The 14781-nt window shown below is 68.5% G+C and carries 13 protein-coding genes and 1 riboswitch; of the genes, 5 read left to right on the plus strand and 8 right to left on the minus strand.

Annotation, left to right across the window (positions count from 1 at the left end):
- Positions 1–88 precede the first annotated feature (88 nt).
- Together HMPREF0975_RS09095 and HMPREF0975_RS09100 are read right to left on the minus strand one after the other, a co-directional pair.
- Positions 89–2341, minus strand: coding sequence for a DNA gyrase/topoisomerase IV subunit B (locus tag HMPREF0975_RS09095; protein ID WP_009233857.1), 2253 nt, complete (start codon positions 2339–2341; stop codon positions 89–91).
- Between the two features lie 120 nt (positions 2342–2461).
- The gene (locus tag HMPREF0975_RS09100; protein ID WP_049939685.1) at positions 2462–3253 is read right to left on the minus strand and encodes a hypothetical protein; all 792 of its coding nucleotides are present in this window, start codon (positions 3251–3253) and stop codon (positions 2462–2464) included.
- A 184-nt stretch (positions 3254–3437) separates the two neighbouring features.
- On the opposite strand from HMPREF0975_RS09100, the gene HMPREF0975_RS09105 reads away from it, so the two are divergent.
- The gene (locus HMPREF0975_RS09105) at positions 3438–3710 is read left to right on the plus strand and encodes a DUF7455 domain-containing protein (protein WP_009233859.1); all 273 of its coding nucleotides are present in this window, start codon (positions 3438–3440) and stop codon (positions 3708–3710) included.
- A 200-nt stretch (positions 3711–3910) separates the two neighbouring features.
- Positions 3911–4321, plus strand: a complete 411-nt coding sequence (locus HMPREF0975_RS09110) for a rhodanese-like domain-containing protein (RefSeq protein WP_009233860.1) — start codon at positions 3911–3913, stop codon at positions 4319–4321.
- A 46-nt stretch (positions 4322–4367) separates the two neighbouring features.
- Here HMPREF0975_RS09110 and HMPREF0975_RS09115 read toward each other — a convergent pair whose 3' ends face one another.
- Positions 4368–5270 carry an arginase family protein gene (locus HMPREF0975_RS09115; protein WP_009233861.1) on the minus strand — a complete coding sequence of 301 codons (903 nt, stop codon included), beginning with the start codon at positions 5268–5270 and terminating at the stop codon, positions 4368–4370.
- A 243-nt stretch (positions 5271–5513) separates the two neighbouring features.
- On the opposite strand from HMPREF0975_RS09115, the gene HMPREF0975_RS09120 reads away from it, so the two are divergent.
- Positions 5514–5855: a hypothetical protein gene (locus HMPREF0975_RS09120; protein WP_009233862.1), complete on the plus strand. Its 342-nt coding sequence runs from the start codon at positions 5514–5516 to the stop codon at positions 5853–5855.
- Between the two features lie 12 nt (positions 5856–5867).
- Here the strand turns inward: HMPREF0975_RS09120 and HMPREF0975_RS09125 are convergent, their stop codons facing one another.
- The 5 genes from HMPREF0975_RS09125 to HMPREF0975_RS17120 form a co-directional block, all read right to left on the minus strand.
- A complete protein-coding gene (locus tag HMPREF0975_RS09125; protein ID WP_009233863.1) occupies positions 5868–6965 on the minus strand; it encodes a trypsin-like serine peptidase in 1098 nt (365 codons plus the stop codon).
- A 111-nt stretch (positions 6966–7076) separates the two neighbouring features.
- On the minus strand, positions 7077–7922 hold the full coding sequence (thiD, locus tag HMPREF0975_RS09130; protein WP_009233864.1) for a bifunctional hydroxymethylpyrimidine kinase/phosphomethylpyrimidine kinase: 846 nt from the start codon (positions 7920–7922) through the stop codon (positions 7077–7079).
- Positions 7919–8581 (minus strand): thiamine phosphate synthase, encoded by a 663-nt coding sequence (gene thiE / locus HMPREF0975_RS09135; RefSeq protein ID WP_009233865.1) that lies wholly within the window; start codon positions 8579–8581, stop codon positions 7919–7921. The genes thiD and thiE overlap by 4 nt, the downstream gene beginning before the upstream one ends.
- Complete coding sequence (thiM, locus tag HMPREF0975_RS09140) at positions 8578–9408, minus strand: hydroxyethylthiazole kinase (RefSeq protein WP_049939720.1); 831 nt, start codon at positions 9406–9408, stop codon at positions 8578–8580. Before thiM ends, thiE begins: the two co-directional genes overlap by 4 nt.
- A gap of 1 nt (position 9409) precedes the next feature.
- A riboswitch (TPP riboswitch) is annotated at positions 9410–9498 on the minus strand.
- A 106-nt stretch (positions 9499–9604) separates the two neighbouring features.
- Entirely contained in the window at positions 9605–11257 is a 1653-nt protein-coding gene (locus HMPREF0975_RS17120; RefSeq protein WP_009233867.1) for an RNA polymerase sigma factor, read from the minus strand.
- Positions 11258–11472: 215 nt separating this feature from the next.
- Between HMPREF0975_RS17120 and HMPREF0975_RS09150 the strand changes: the two genes are divergently transcribed.
- Positions 11473–12633, plus strand: a complete 1161-nt coding sequence (locus HMPREF0975_RS09150) for a polyprenyl synthetase family protein (RefSeq protein WP_009233868.1) — start codon at positions 11473–11475, stop codon at positions 12631–12633.
- A gap of 101 nt (positions 12634–12734) precedes the next feature.
- Positions 12735–14768: a Stk1 family PASTA domain-containing Ser/Thr kinase gene (pknB, locus tag HMPREF0975_RS09155; RefSeq protein ID WP_009233869.1), complete on the plus strand. Its 2034-nt coding sequence runs from the start codon at positions 12735–12737 to the stop codon at positions 14766–14768.
- Positions 14769–14781 lie beyond the last annotated feature (13 nt).

The following is a 14781-nucleotide window of genomic DNA, read 5'->3' on the forward strand; positions in this document are numbered from 1 at the left end:
CCGATGATGCTGCGCTCGGCCGTCAGGGGACCGTGACGCGAAGGTTACCGAGGCTACCTTAAGGAATTGCCGAGACCTGACGCGTTGGTCAGGCGTCGATGCGCTCGCGATCAACATCACGAGCGCCTTCGACAATGAAGTCGCGGCGGGGCTCGACCGATGAGCCCATGAGGAGCTCGAAGACGGATTCGGCCTCCATGACCTGGGCCTCGTCCCCCAGGGTGATGCGCCGCAGGGTGCGGTGCTGGGGCTCCATAGTGGTCTCGGCGAGCTGATGGGCGTCCATCTCCCCCAGGCCCTTGTAGCGCTGGGGCTCCTTGAAGCTGCGCCCCGAGCGCTCCAGGCGGCGCAGGGTGGTGACCAGCTCCTCGTCGGAGTAGGTGTAGATGATCTCCTTCTTACGCCGTCCCGAACCGGAGACCTCGATGCGGTGCAGGGGCGGGACGGCCGCGAAGACCCGACCCGCCTCGATCATGGGGCGCATGTAGCGGAAGAAGAGGGTCAGCAGGAGGGTGCGGATATGAGCGCCGTCGACATCGGCGTCGGTCATGAGAATGACCTTGCCGTAGCGGGCGGCCTCGATGTCGAAGGTGCGTCCGCTGCCTGCGCCGACCACCTGGATGATGGCCGAGCACTCGACGTTGCGCAGCATGTCGGCCTGGGAGGCCTTCTGCACGTTGAGGATCTTGCCGCGGATCGGCAGGAGCGCCTGGAACTCGGAGTTGCGGGCATTCTTGGCGGTGCCTAGGGCGGAGTCGCCCTCGACGATGAACAGCTCGGAGGCGACGACGTCGTCGCTGCGGCAGTCGGCGAGCTTGGCGGGCAGGGAGGAGGTCTCCAGGGCGGTCTTGCGGCGGGTGATCTCCTTGTGCAGCCGGGCCGAGACCCGGGCGCGCATCTCTCCGACGATCTTCTCCTCCAGGGCGCGCGCCTGGGTCTTGAGGTCCCGCTTGGAGGAGGTCAGCAGGGCAGTGAGCTCGCGCTCGACCACCTTGGAGACGATCTGGCGCACGGGGCCGGTGCCCAGGACCTCCTTGGTTTGCCCCTCGAACTGGGGCTCGGGCACGCGCACGGTGATGACGGCCGTCAGGCCCGCCATGATGTCGTCCTTCTCGACCCGGCCGTCCTTGGAGGTGATCTTCAGGGCACGGGAGTCGGCCTCGATGCGCTTGCGCAGCACCTTGGTGAGGGCCTGCTCGAAACCGGTCAGGTGGGTGCCGCCCATGGGGGTGGCGATGATGTTGACGAAGGAGCGCTCGGTGGTCTCGTAGCCGATCCCCCAGCGCAGGGCGACGTCGACGGTGCAGGTGCGCTCGACCTCCACGGGCCGCAGGTGGCCGCTGGTGCGGTCGAGCTGTTGGACGGTCTCGGTGTAGGTGCCCTGTCCGGTGAGGCGGAAGGTGTCGGTAACCGAGCCGTCGGAGGCCAGGAAGTCGACGAAGTCCGCGGTGCCCCCCAGGGCTTGGAAGACCTCGACGCCAGTATCGGCGCCGGTGTCGAACAGGTCGCCGCGGTTCTCGGTGGCGTTCTTGGCGGCCGCCCGCAGGGTGACCTCGTGGACGGCGTCGTCGGTCTCGCCGGCGTCGGCGGCGGGCGTGCTGGAGGCCGCGATGGCCTCGGCCTCCGGGCGCCGGTCCTCCAGGCGCAGGGTGAGTCCGGGCACGAGGAAACTGGTCTGGCGCAGCCGGGCGCGCAAGGCGGCGGAGTCGTACTCTGTGGGCTTGGGGAAGATCTGGGGGTCGGCCCAGTAGCGCACGCGAGTGCCGCTCACGCCGCGGCGCGCCTTGCCGATGACGCGCAGCTCGGAGGCCTTGGTGAACTCGGTGAAAGGTGAGGAGGGACTGCGCCCGGCGGAGTCGTCGAAGACGCCGGGCTCGCCGCGGTGGAAGCTCATGGCGTAGGTCTTGCCGCCGCGGTCGACCTCGACGTCCATGCGCTCGGCCAGGGCGTTGACGACGGAGGCGCCCACACCGTGCAGGCCACCGGCGGCGCCGTAAGAGCCGCCGCCGAACTTCCCGCCGGCGTGCAGCTTGGTGTAAACGAGCTCGACGCCGGTCAGGCCGGAGGAGGGCTCGATGTCGACGGGTACGCCGCGCCCGTTGTCGCGCACCTCGATGGAGCCATCGTCGTGGACGGTCACCGAGATGTCGTCGCCGTGCCCTTCGAGGGCCTCATCGACGGCGTTGTCGACGATCTCCCACACACAGTGCATAAGCCCGCGCTGGTCGGTGGAGCCGATGTACATTCCCGGGCGCTTGCGCACGGCCTCGAGCCCCTCCAGGACGGAGAGGTGGCGGGCGGAGTAATCGCCCCGGCTGGTCTTGTTCTCGGATGAGGGCACGCTGGGAATCTAGCCGATCAGCACCGCCCGCGCCTCGTGCCCCGCCGCGGGGAAGCGTGTGGCGTCATACGTCATGCCACCGTCATACCACCGTCGGGCCATCCGGCGCCGCCGGATCGTTCAGTCAAGCGGGAGCGCGGGGCTCACGCGGGCGCTGCCGATTCCACGGTCCGCCTTCCCCAGGCGGAAGCGCACCCGCTTCTTGAGCACGGTTCCCGAGACGGCCCGGCCCTCCACCAGGCCCTCGGCCGGGAAGAGGGTGAAGGTCCACCGCTCGGCGTAGTCGGAGTCGGGGACGAGCCCTGGCGGACACTGCAGCAGGCGGGCGCCCCAGATCTGGCGGGTCATGAGGGCGCGGGTGTCAACGCCGTCGACCTCGAAGCGCTCCGCGGGGGCTGCGGCGATCTCCTCGTAGCTTCCCGCCGAGATCCCGTATTGGCCGACGACGCCAGCCACCACCGTCCAGCCGTCCTGGCCCAGCGTGGCCTTGACAGTGCCGGTGAGGTCAGCGAGGTCAGCACCCTCTCCCAGGGCCGGGTCGACGAAATCCTCGACCAGGTCGGGCCGCTGGCCGCAGCGGATGCGGGGATCCATGGCGCCGCGGGTGTCGAGCCGGTCGATCGCCGGGATCGCCAGGAGCCCATAGTCGACGTCGTCGGCGAAGCGGAAGGAGGCGAAGTGCTCGCGCAGATGGGCGACCGCGCGTTCGGCCCGCTCCCAGCGGCTTCCAGCGCTTCCACCGGCCACGTTGTTCGCACTGTCCGCGTCCTCATCCAGGCACTCGGCCACGACCTCGGCCGGTGGCCTCAGGCCCACGGCGTCCAGCACCTCGCGAAGAGCCGCGTTGGTCGCCCATCCCGAGCGCTCCAGGCGCGCGATCTCACGGTTGCGGAACTCCTGCATCCCCGACATCCTGACTGCTCCCCTCCCGATTTCCGTCCGTTGGCAACCCGCCGATACCACCTCCAGGATTCACCCGATCGCTCGGCTCCACGGTGAGGTGCGCCATGACGGCGGTGCGCCGTGGGCGAAAGCACGTGCGCCTCAGGCGGAAACGGCCCTTTCGGTCGACCGGCGAGTCCTCAGGCGTGATGCAATGCGGTCCATGAGCACAACCGGAATCTCGACCGCCGCTCAGGCGGTGACCACCCTGGACGAGCAGACCGCCTCTGCCACCGACTCCTCAGAGCGCCCGTTGACCACGGCCGACCGCTGCGACGTCTGCGATGCACAGGCTTACGTCCGGGTCGTCATGTTGACCGGCGAGCTCTTCTTCTGCGCTCACCACGCCCGTCGACACGGCGAGAAGCTCAGAGAGGTCGCCCTGCTCTTCCAGGATGAGACCGCGAGCCTGCTCACCGGCGAATGACGTGGATTGTAGATTCACGCAACGGTTCGCTGAGTATCACTGCCGGTTCCCACCAGAACCTGTTTATCCTCGTTTCTGAAGGCCCTGACCCTGTTCCCACCCCGAGTCTCCCGACGCAGAGCCTTAACCACGCTGATCCAGCATCCCACCTGATCCCATCCAGGCTCGACAAAGCCGCGTGACTCTCGAAGGAACTGTCTGTGAAACGCCCCATCCGCGTCCTGGCCGCCTCTATCCTGCTCGTCTCCTGCGGTGCACTGGCGCTGACCGCCTGCTCGGGCTCCTCTGGCTCTAACACCTCCGCCACGAAGCACACCGCCCCGGCGGATGCGAAGGCCACCGGCCCGGTGGTCATCATCGACCTGCGCTCGGCCGAGGAGTACAAGCAGGGGCACCTGGAGGGGGCCGTCAACTATGACTTCTCCTCCGGCGATTTCCCGAAGGAGCTCTCGGGACTGGACCGCAACTCCCAGTACCAGCTCTACGGGACTGATGACCAGCCCAAGATGGCCAGTGCCGTCATGCGCAATGCCGGCTTCCCCAGCGTCACCGATCTGGGGACCATCGATGCGGCCAAGAACACCACCGGCGCCAAGATCGTCACCGACTGACGCCTGTCACTCAGGAGGCGAGCTCGGGCGGCCTCGTCCCGATCGCTCATAGAAGCGGCAGCTCCTCCAGGAGGCGGGCGAGGTAGACGACCTGCCGGGGCACGTACTCGGCGATCGTCAGGCCGACGACGTCGGCCGCCCGCCCCAGATCCCTGACCGCGCGGTTGGTTTGGGTCACGCTCAGGCCGCCGCGATCGTAGCCCAGTCCCAGCCGGACCTCGTCGGCGTCCACGGTGTCGACGTCCAGATGGACGGCTACGCGGCTGCACCCGGTGGTCTCCAACCACTTCAGCAGGGGCGTCGTCGAGTCGCGCAGGTCGGCCGGGCCGAAGGCGTGCAGTCCCCACTTGGCGATGTTCGGGTAGTCGTCCTCGGTCCAGGAGTGCAGGCCGGCCAGGGCCAGGCGACTCGGGGAGACAAAGGCCGCCAGCTCCTCCATCACCTCGACGTCACCGGTACCGATGATGTGGGAGACCGCCATGGCGTGGTAGCCGGGGTACTGGGAGTGCGAGGTGCCGATGTCAGGGTGGGAGTCGATCCAGACGACGGCCAGATCGTCTCCGTAACGGGCTGCGAGCTCGGTGAAGGGGACGACAGAAACAGCGCAGTCCCCGCCCAGGGTGAGGATCCTGGGAGCGTCGTGCCGGGCGATCGCCTCGCGGGCGTCACGGATCCCGGCCAGGATTTGGGCGCGCGACTCCATACCGTTAGTGACGAGCACCTCCTCGCCGATAGGCTCATCGCTGACGGGGACGATCTCCGTGGGGCCGGCGTGCTCGGGCAGGAGCGCCGTCAGCACCCGGGTTCCCAGTGCGTAGACGCGCCGCGCCTCCCCGTAGGGCAGCTCGGGCAGCAGGCTCCTCACCGAGGACTCCCCCGCACCCTGCCACTGGGGCCAGACGAGGCGGAGGGTGTCGGACTGGGCGAGGGCGGTGCGTGCATGAACCATCTCAGTGCTCCCGAGCGAAGACGTCTCCCGGCCCCAGTCTACGAGTCCGGACTGTGCGCCGCCTGACTCGATCCTGAGTCGCACGGACAGAAGCCCGGTGGGAGCGGTCACGACCGCGGAAGATTCTCTGAAGGTTTCATCTGGAAGATTCAGGCCTCGCCCTGGCGCTCGGCAGGGACGGCTTCCATCATGGACAGCGGTCTATTGACACGAGTCGAGGAGACGAGTGAGAGGAGAATCGCCGTGGACCAACAGCTAAAGGCCAAGGCCCGCCTCGGCCGCTCTCTGATTGTCAGCGCCCTGACTGCTGCGGCCGCAGGTGCGGTGCTACTGATCCCGCTTCCCTTCCTCGGGGTGCCGCTGTCCTTCATCGCCCTCGTCATGGGCGTCGCGCACCTGCGCAGCTCGAGCCAGTATCGGCGACCGGCGTGGGCGGCCGTGGCGATCGCCTCGGTGACGCTGGTCGCGGCACTCGTACTGGCCATGACTCTTCTGGCCGCCAGAATGGAGTCTACGGTAACGACGCCGCAGCAATCGGTTCCCCTGCAGACCGCACCGTCGGCTCCAGACGACAGTCGAGGCTGAGGCCCCACCGCATCAGTCCCCGGCGGTGGCATCCAGCATGGTCTTGACCGCCTCGGTGAAATAGGGGCCGCGATTCACGCCGCCCAGAGGCCGCCACAGCGAGGTCAACGACCGTACGTAGCCGAGTCCTGAGGACTCGTTGTAGCGGTAGAGCCACGGCCCTCCCGAGCCGCCGAAGCCGAAGTCGCAGCCCTCGGTCCGCACCTTGCCCTCCGACTCCTCCGTGGTTTTGACGCAGGAGTAGATGGTGCCGCGACCGTCCGGGTTCGTCTTGTTGGTGGGGTAACCGAAGATCGTGGCACGGAAGACGTAGCTGCCTCCCCAAGCCAGCCCGTGGCCGCCGACGACGTCGACGACCGGTTTATTCGCGTCCCCGCCGTCATTGAGCGTCACGTAGGCGACGTCGTTGCGATAGTCGGCCTGGTCGGCTCGCCAGCTGTCAAAGGTGCGCATCGACCGGGCCGTCCAGACTCCCACCGGGTCCGGATCGGCCTGGGTACGGTCGTAGTCGGGGACGAAGACCGCGTTTTTGGCCCATCCTTTCTTCGAGCTGTAGACGCAGTGGGCAGCGGTGATGACGACGCTCTTGGAGGGCGTGTTGAGGACAGAGGCGCTGCAGTAGGCGTTATCCGCCTCGTAGCCGTTGAAGAACAGCTTTCCCTTGGCCCTGGCCGGCAGAGTCGCGCCCCCGTCGGCGGCCGGAGCGACGGGTTCGGTCATTCCGGCCGGATCGGTCGAGCTGAAGCTGTCCCCATCACCCTCAGCGGCCGCCGGTCGCTCCTGGGCGGGATCATCGGCCGCATCGGTATCCGGGGGCCTGGCGGCGGCCATGCGCTCGTGCGTCCAGTAGTTCACCACGTTCTGGTCGGCCTCGTGACTCACCTCGGCCGCAGGTCGTTCCTCGGGGATCGGCTCGGCGCTCTTACCGAAGCTGGTGGGCGCGGTCACCGCTGTCGAGGACGCGCTGGACGCTGCACCTCCGGCCTGTGCGGGCTCGGCAGCATGGGCCGAGGTGGCCGGTGGCGACAGCGGAAGAAGCCCTGTTACCGCTAGCATGAGGACCGCAGCGAGCATGACCCTAACGCGGAAAGAAATGGATGCATCTGTCATAGGTTTGACTCCTGTGGAGGCGGAGGCGCTGTTCAGTAGCGGATACACACTCCTCCTCGTTTCAGCAGGTGCACCGCAATGACCTCCGGTCGTCGACGACAACGACACAATCTACCATCCGGTTATCGTTCCGGCTCGGTAAAAATGGTGGACGGGCCCGTGCCCGTGTCCAATGCCCAGGGCGTCGGCCTGCTCGATGGCACCGGTGAGGTAGTTCTTGGCGTCCCGCACCGCCTCCAGCCAGTTCGCCCGGCGCGGTCGCAGCGAGGCGATCGCTGAGGACAGCGTGCAGCCCGTGCCATGGGTGTTGCTCGTAGCGACCCTGCGACCGTGCAGGATCTCGACGGCGTCAGCATCGACGTAGACGTCGATGGCGTCATCGACGTCGCCCGAGTTGTCTGCGCCTCCGGTGAGGTGGCCGCCTTTGATCAGCACCCTTCGGGCGCCCAGTTCCCTCAGGCGGCGCGCCTGGCTGCGCAGCTCACCGAGGGTCGCCGCGGGCCCCTCCCCCAGCAGGACGGCCGCCTCGTAGAGGTTAGGAGTGATGAGATCGGCTTTGGCACACAGACGGCGCACGGCGCCGACGGCCTGCTCGTCGAGAAGGCGGTCCCCGGAGGTGGCCACCATGACCGGGTCGAGCACCGTGTGGGTGAGTCCAGGCAGGTACTCCCCCACCGCGTCGGCCAGCTCGACGGTGGCGAGCATCCCGATCTTCGTGGCATCGGGGACGATGTCCTCCAGCAGCGTGTCCATCTGGAGACGGACGAAGTCGACCGGCACGGCGTGCACACCGGCCACACCACGCGTCGACTGGGCAGTCAACGCCGTGATGACACTCATCGCGTAGGCACCGAGGGCGCTCATGGCCTTCATGTCGGCCTGAATGCCGGCGCCACCGCTGGGATCTGAGCCGGCGATGGTCAAGGCGGTCACGGTTGCCGAACGCTGCTGGCTCATCGCCGACCTCCTTCGTCCCAGGCACGGTGCAGGTCGGCGGCGACGCTCCTGGGGTCCTCGGCCATGCAGATGGCTGATACGACGGCGGCACCGGCCAGACCACCCGCCCGGAGTGCCGGCAGGTCGCTGGCCGTAATGCCGCCAATGGCCACAGCAGGCAGATCGGTCAGGGCAGCCATGCGCGCTACGCCGTTCACCCCCAGGCTCTTCGGGGCGTCGGCCTTGGTGGCGGTGGGGTGAACGACGCCGATGCCGACGTGGTCGCAGGCGCCCTGCTCCTGGGCGGTGCGCAGCTCGTCGGGAGTCGCGGCCGACAGCCCGAGGTAGGCGTCCTCCCCGACGAGACGGCGTGCGATGCGGGCGGGCAGATCTGACTGGCCGAGGTGTACCCCAGCTACGGGCGCTCCCTGATCGCGCGCCGCCAGGAAGATGTCGACGCGGTCGTTGACGATGACGGGGACCTGATCACCGACCACCTCGGCCACCTCCAGCACCTGAGTCAGGAAGAGTCCGCCGTCGGCCCCCTTGGCGCGCAGCTGGACGCAGGTGACTCCGCCGTCGACAGCGGCCTCAACGGTGTCCAGGACGTCTCTGCCGCGCGAGCGGCACTGGCTCTCATCGGTAATGAGGTAAACCGACAGGTCCGGCGCGGCCCTCATGCCGGCGCTCCCTGCGCGGCGGTGGTCGCCCCGGTAGCACTGACACTGACGTTTTGCAGGTCCTGCGCCTCAAGGGTGTACAGGGCGTCGAGGAAGGCCGGCGAGAAGGATCCGGGGCCGGTTGATCGGGACTCCGCGCGCTCGGCAGCAGCGCTGTAGACGGCGTGCGCAGCGACAACGGCGCTCACGTCATCCAGACCCTCCTTCCGCCCCGCCCCGAGAAAGGCCGCGACCACCGCACCCAGAGCGCAGCCCCCGCCGGTCATCTGAGTCAGCAGTGCGGAGCCACCCTGAATGTGGACGACGCTCTCGCCGTCGGTGACCAGGTCGACGGGCCCGGAGACGGCGACGACACAGCCGTGGCTGCGGGCCAGGTCACAGGCCGGATCGAGCGCCGCGGCGACGTCGTCGGCGGTCTCGACGCCCCGCCCGCCGCTGCCGTCACCGGCCAGAGCCAGGATCTCCGAGGCATTGCCCCGTACGACGCTCGGTCCCCGGCTGAGGAGCTCATGGGCCAGCGCAGTGCGGTGCGTCAGCATGCCGATGGCCACCGGATCGAGGACCCACGGTGTGCCCGCGTCAGCCGCCGCAGCCACGGCCTCGCGGGCGGCGTCCCGCTGCTCGGGCTGAGGCGTGCCGAGGTTGATGAGCAGCGTGGAGGCGACGCGGGCAAAAGGGCCCGCCTCTCCCGTGATGTCCACCATGGCCGGCGCCGCGCCCAGAGCCAGGAGAACGTTAGCGGTGATGTTAGTGACCACCGCGTTGGTGATGCAGGAGACCAGCGGGGCGTGGCGGCGTACCGCCTCAAGCGCCGCTGGGGTAGACATGCCCCAGTGCATGTGACATCCCTTCGTCAGTACTAGCTGGACAGGTTCGACGGGTGTGTTCTCAGCCATGTGGCACCCCGTGTCACGATCGAGACACTAGCACCGACGGCGTCGGCCCCGGAACCCTGATGGTTCCGGGGCCGACGCCGTTGAGATGAGCGAGCCGGTGGGCTCCCTGCCTGTCCGGTGAGCCCGTTCAGTCCAGGTAGTCGCGCAAGACCTGGCTGCGCGAGGGGTGGCGCAGCTTGGACATGGTCTTGGACTCGATCTGGCGGATGCGCTCGCGGGTGACTCCGTAAACCTTGCCGATCTCGTCGAGGGTCTTAGGCTGGCCGTCGGTTAGGCCGAAGCGCATGGAGACCACGCCGGCCTCGCGCTCGGAGAGGGTGTCTAGCACGGCGTGCAGCTGCTCCTGGAGGAGGGTGAAGCTCACCGCGTCTGCCGGAACCACGGCCTCGGAGTCCTCAATGAGGTCACCGAACTCGGAGTCGCCGTCCTCGCCCAGGGGCGTGTGCAGGGAGATCGGCTCGCGCCCGTACTTTTGGACCTCGACCACCTTCTCCGGGGTCATGTCCAGCTCGACGGCCAGCTCCTCCGGGGTGGGCTCGCGGCCCAGATCCTGAAGCATCTGGCGCTGCACGCGGGCGAGCTTGTTGATGACCTCGACCATGTGCACCGGGATGCGGATGGTGCGGGCCTGGTCCGCCATGGCGCGGGTGATGGCCTGGCGGATCCACCAGGTGGCGTAGGTGGAGAACTTGAATCCCTTGGTGTAGTCGAATTTCTCCACGGCGCGGATGAGGCCCAGGTTGCCCTCCTGGATGAGGTCCAGGAAGAGCATGCCGCGGCCCGTGTAACGCTTGGCCAGGGAGACCACCAGTCGCAGGTTGGCCTCCAGCAGGTGGTTCTTGGCCCTCTGGCCGTCCTGGGCCACCCAGTGCAGCTCGCGGCGCAGTTTGGCCGGCAGGTCGTTGCCCTCCTCGGCCAGGCGGTGCTCGGCGTAGAGACCGGCCTCGATACGCTTGGCGAGTTCGACCTCCTGCTCGGCGTTCAGCAGCGCGACCTTGCCGATCTGCTTGAGGTAATCCTTGACCGGGTCCGCGGTGGCACCGGCAGTGACGACCCGCTGGGCGGGCTCGTCGCCCTCGTCGGAGTCGGAGACGGTGAAGGAGCCGTCCTTGTCCTGGGACTTGCCGCGCTTGCCGGACTTCTTGGAGGCGGCCTTCTCCGCCTCTTCCCGGCGCATGCGCTCGAGCTCACCGGTCAGGGCCGCGATGGAGGGCTGCATCTTGATGCCCTTGATAACCCAGCCGCGGAAGATGTAGCCGTTCTGGGCCAGGTAGTCGCGGGCGACCATCGGGGCGGAGTCGCCGATGACGAACCGGGGCACCGGGCCGTGGCCGTAGGGGGCCAGGGTGATGGGCTCCTCCAGGGTGCCGTGGCCGGCGATCTCCAGGTTCTCCACGATCGTGCGCGAGCGCACGAACAGCGTCGCCCCGGGAGCGAGACGGACGCCCTTGAGCGAGGCGGGGTTGTTGAAGGGACTGCGCTTGGAGCCGTCGCCGTTCTCCTCCAGGCTCACGTCCAGGTAGTAGTCGCGCAGCTCGGGGGCAGGGCCGTCGTCCTCCTGCGCGGCCTGCGCCTCGGAGTCCTCCTCGTCCTCATCGGAGTCCTCGGCGTCATCCTCGTCGGAGTCGTCGTAGGCCTCATCATCGTCATCGTCGTAGTCGGAGTCGTCGGGGTCTTCGTCTCCTTCGTCGTCGAGGTCGAAGTCCTCGTCGTCGAGCGCAGTCTCGTCGACGTCGTCAGTGAGCTCGGCGCGGGAGCGCGTCACTGTGGAAGAAGCCACGGAGTTCCTTTCGCGTGGGCGGGCGGACAGCCGGCGACAGGCTATGGGCACCAGCCCCGGCACAGCAGACAACCCCAGAATTGTAGCCTTTATTCCCCAGCGTCTCCGCACCGGTGACTTAGTATGACCTTATCTTTGCTGAGCTCGGCTCGCCCGCAGAGGCGAAACCCGGTCGATGACGCAACAAACCCCGTCCTGCGTCTACTCTGGCGGTCATGAGCGCGCTGCCTGCGGCCCTGGGCCGCATCCGTCCCGCCGTCGAGCACCGTCTGGAGGAAATCCTGTCCATGTGCCGTAGGCGCTGGGAGGGTCTGGGGCCGGCCGCGCCGGAGCTGCTCGAGACCGCCCGAAGCGTCCTCGGCGGGGGCAAGCGCATGCGCGCTGTGCTGGGCGCGGTCGGCTGCGCTCTCTTGGCCGCCCCGGAGCACCGGGCAGAGCGGTTGACCGGCTCCGACGCCGTCCATCTGGGTGCGGCGCTCGAGCTCTACCAGGCCAGCGCCCTGGTCCATGACGACCTCATGGATGGGGCCGACACCCGACGGGGGCTGCCAGCGGCGCACCGCGCCTTCGCCCGGGACCACGAGGCCCGCGGCTGGCTAGGACGTTCGCAGGCCTTCGGGGCCAACGGCGCCATCCTGCTCGGCGACCTCCTGCTGTCCCTGGCCGGCGAGGAGATGAGCGCCCTGGCGGGTGCGCCCACCTTCCCGGAGGCCGACCATGGAGCGGCCCGACACGCCCGAGCCGCCTTCGATGCCATGACCACTGAGGTTGCCTTGGGCCAGTTCCTCGACGTGCGCAGTGAGAACCTGCCGCTGCCCCGGGGGCAGGATCCCGCGGTCGCCGCGCGACGGATGCACGACGACGCCCTGTCGGTCGTGCGCCATAAGTCTGCCCGGTATTCGGTGCGCCACCCGCTGTTCATCGGCGCCCTCCTGGCCGGAATGGACCCGGCCGGCCCGACCGCCGAGCACCTGGCCGTCTTCGGCGAGGAGATCGGCATCGCCTTCCAGCTGCGCGACGACGAACTAGGCGTCTTCGGCTCGCCGCGGGTCACCGGCAAACCTGCCGGAGACGATCTGCGCGAGGGCAAGCGCACGGTGCTGCTGGCTTTGACCTGGGACCGCTGCGACGAGGACGGCCGGGAGCTGCTCGGCTCCGTCCTGGCCAACCCCGAGGCCACGCCCGGCCAGATCGCCGAGGCGGCGGCGCTCATCGAGGACTGCGGCGCACGCGCCGCCCACGAGGAGATCATCGCCGCTCACCGCAGCGCCGGAGACGGAGCGCTGGAACGACTCGGGAACGAGGGCGTGGTGAGCACCGCATCGCTGGAGGACCTGGCGGTCCTGGCAGACCTGCTGACGCGCCGCAACTCCTGACATAGCACGCGAAACGGGCGGTTCCCGCCAGATGGGCAGTACTACCCGTCCGCTTCGGCGAGTGGCTGTCGCGCCGCCGCAGGCACCGTAGAATCGCGCCCGTGGTCACGGATCCCCTCATCGGTCGGCTGGTCGACTCTCGCTACGAGATCGTCGACCGCCTCGCGCGCGGTGGCATGGCCACCGTCTACCGCGCCCACGACCGTCGCCTGGACCGGACCGTGGCACTCAAGCTCATGCACGCCCACCTGGCGGACTCCCCCGATTTCGTCTCGCGCTTCCGCCGCGAGGCGCGGGCGGCGGCCAGGCTGTCCAACCCGGGCGTGGTGGCCGTCTACGACCAGGGCAGTCTCGACGGGGTCGCCTACCTCGTCATGGAGTATGTCGAGGGGCCCACGCTGCGCGACCTCATCGCGGCGGGTCCACTGTCCGTCAAGGAGACCCTGGGGCTGATGGCCCAGCTGCTACGGCCGCTCGGAGCCGCCCACCGGGCCGGGCTGGTGCACCGGGACATCAAGCCGGAGAACGTCCTGCTGCCCTCGGACGGCTCGGTGGCCAAGGTGGCCGACTTCGGCCTGGCCCGGGCGGTCACGGAGGTGACGCAGACGACGACGGGCAATGTGCTGGGCACGGTCGCCTACCTGGCGCCCGAGCTCATCACCTCGGGGGACTCCACCTCCCGCGCCGACGTCTTCTCCGCAGGGGTGGTCCTCTACGAGCTCCTGACTGGCGAGCAGCCTTTCAGTGCGGACTCCCCCATCCAGATCGCCTTCCGCAATGTCCACGAGGACGTGCCCCTGCCCTCCAAGCTGGTCCCCGACATGCCGGCCGACGTCGACGAGCTCGTGGCGACCATGACGCGCCGCGAGTCCCAGGAGCGTCCCGCGGACGCCGATGAGGCGCTGGCGCTGCTGCGCAACGTCGTCGACGAGCTCACCGACTCCGAGCTGTCCGTGCGCCGCGGGGGCGGGACCGGCTCGATCCGAACCCAGGAGGTCATGACGGCCAATGCCCAGGCCGCCCGCGCCGCCATCGATAACGAGCCCCAGGAAGGCGATGACGAGGCCCCCTCCGATGAGGACTCCGCCTCCTCTCTCGCCGGCATGCGCACCGTCTCCCTGCCCATCGGCTCCATCGGACCGGATACTAAGGGCAAGACGCGTGCGCTCTCGCGCAAGGCCCTGGCCTCCGACTCCCAGAAGACCACCGCCGTCCCCACCCGGAACCGAGGCACCAACAGGATCAACCGCCGTGCCGCCGTCGTCGTTGGGATTCTGGCCGTAGCCGGGGTCGGGGCGGGAGCCACCTGGTACTTGACGGTGGGTCCGGGACGGCGGGTGCCCGTCCCCGATATCGTCGGCATGTCTGAGGACGAGGCGAAGATCGCCCTGGAGAAGCAGGGGCTCAACTGGGGCACGCCGGCGCGGGCCTACTCCGACACGGCGCCGGCAGGCAAGGTCATCTCCTGCCAGCCGAAGGTCGGCCAGAGGGTGGGGCTGAGCCACACCGTCACAGTCGTCGTCTCCCGAGGCATGGAGACCAAGACGGTTCCCGACGTCGTCGGGAAGACCAAGGATCAGGCCAGCGCCGCGATCAAGGCGGCGGGTCTGACCCTGGGGAACGTCACCGAGGAGTACTCCGCCAGCGTCGAATCGGGCAAGGTGATCTCCTCCGACCCCAAGGCCGGCAAGGTCATCGAGCACACGACGAAGGTCTCGATCGTGGTCTCCAAGGGCAAGGAGCCGGCCACGGTGCCGGACGTGACCGGTAAGAGCGAGGACGAGGCCAAGAAGACCCTGGAGGACGCCGGACTCAAGAAGGGCAAGGTCAGCCAGGACTACTCCGACTCCGTGGCCAAGGGGAGGGTCATCTCCTCCTCCCCCATCGCCGGGGCGTCGGGCTACTACAAGGGAGACTCGGTAGACCTGACCATCTCCAAAGGGCCGGAGAAGGTGACGGTGCCGGACGTGACCGGTAAGAGCGAGGACGAGGCCAAGAAGACCCTGGAGGACGCCGGACTCAAGGTGGAGGTCAACAAGCGCCTGGGCGGCCCGTTCGGGACCGTGCGATCCACCGAACCCGCGCCAGGCTCCAACGTCAAGGCTGAGTCCAAGGTCACCATCAACATCTTCTGACGACGAACCGGCC

This window comes from Actinomyces sp. oral taxon 849 str. F0330 (assembly GCF_000239715.1).
In the GTDB taxonomy this organism is placed as follows: domain Bacteria; phylum Actinomycetota; class Actinomycetes; order Actinomycetales; family Actinomycetaceae; genus Actinomyces; species Actinomyces johnsonii.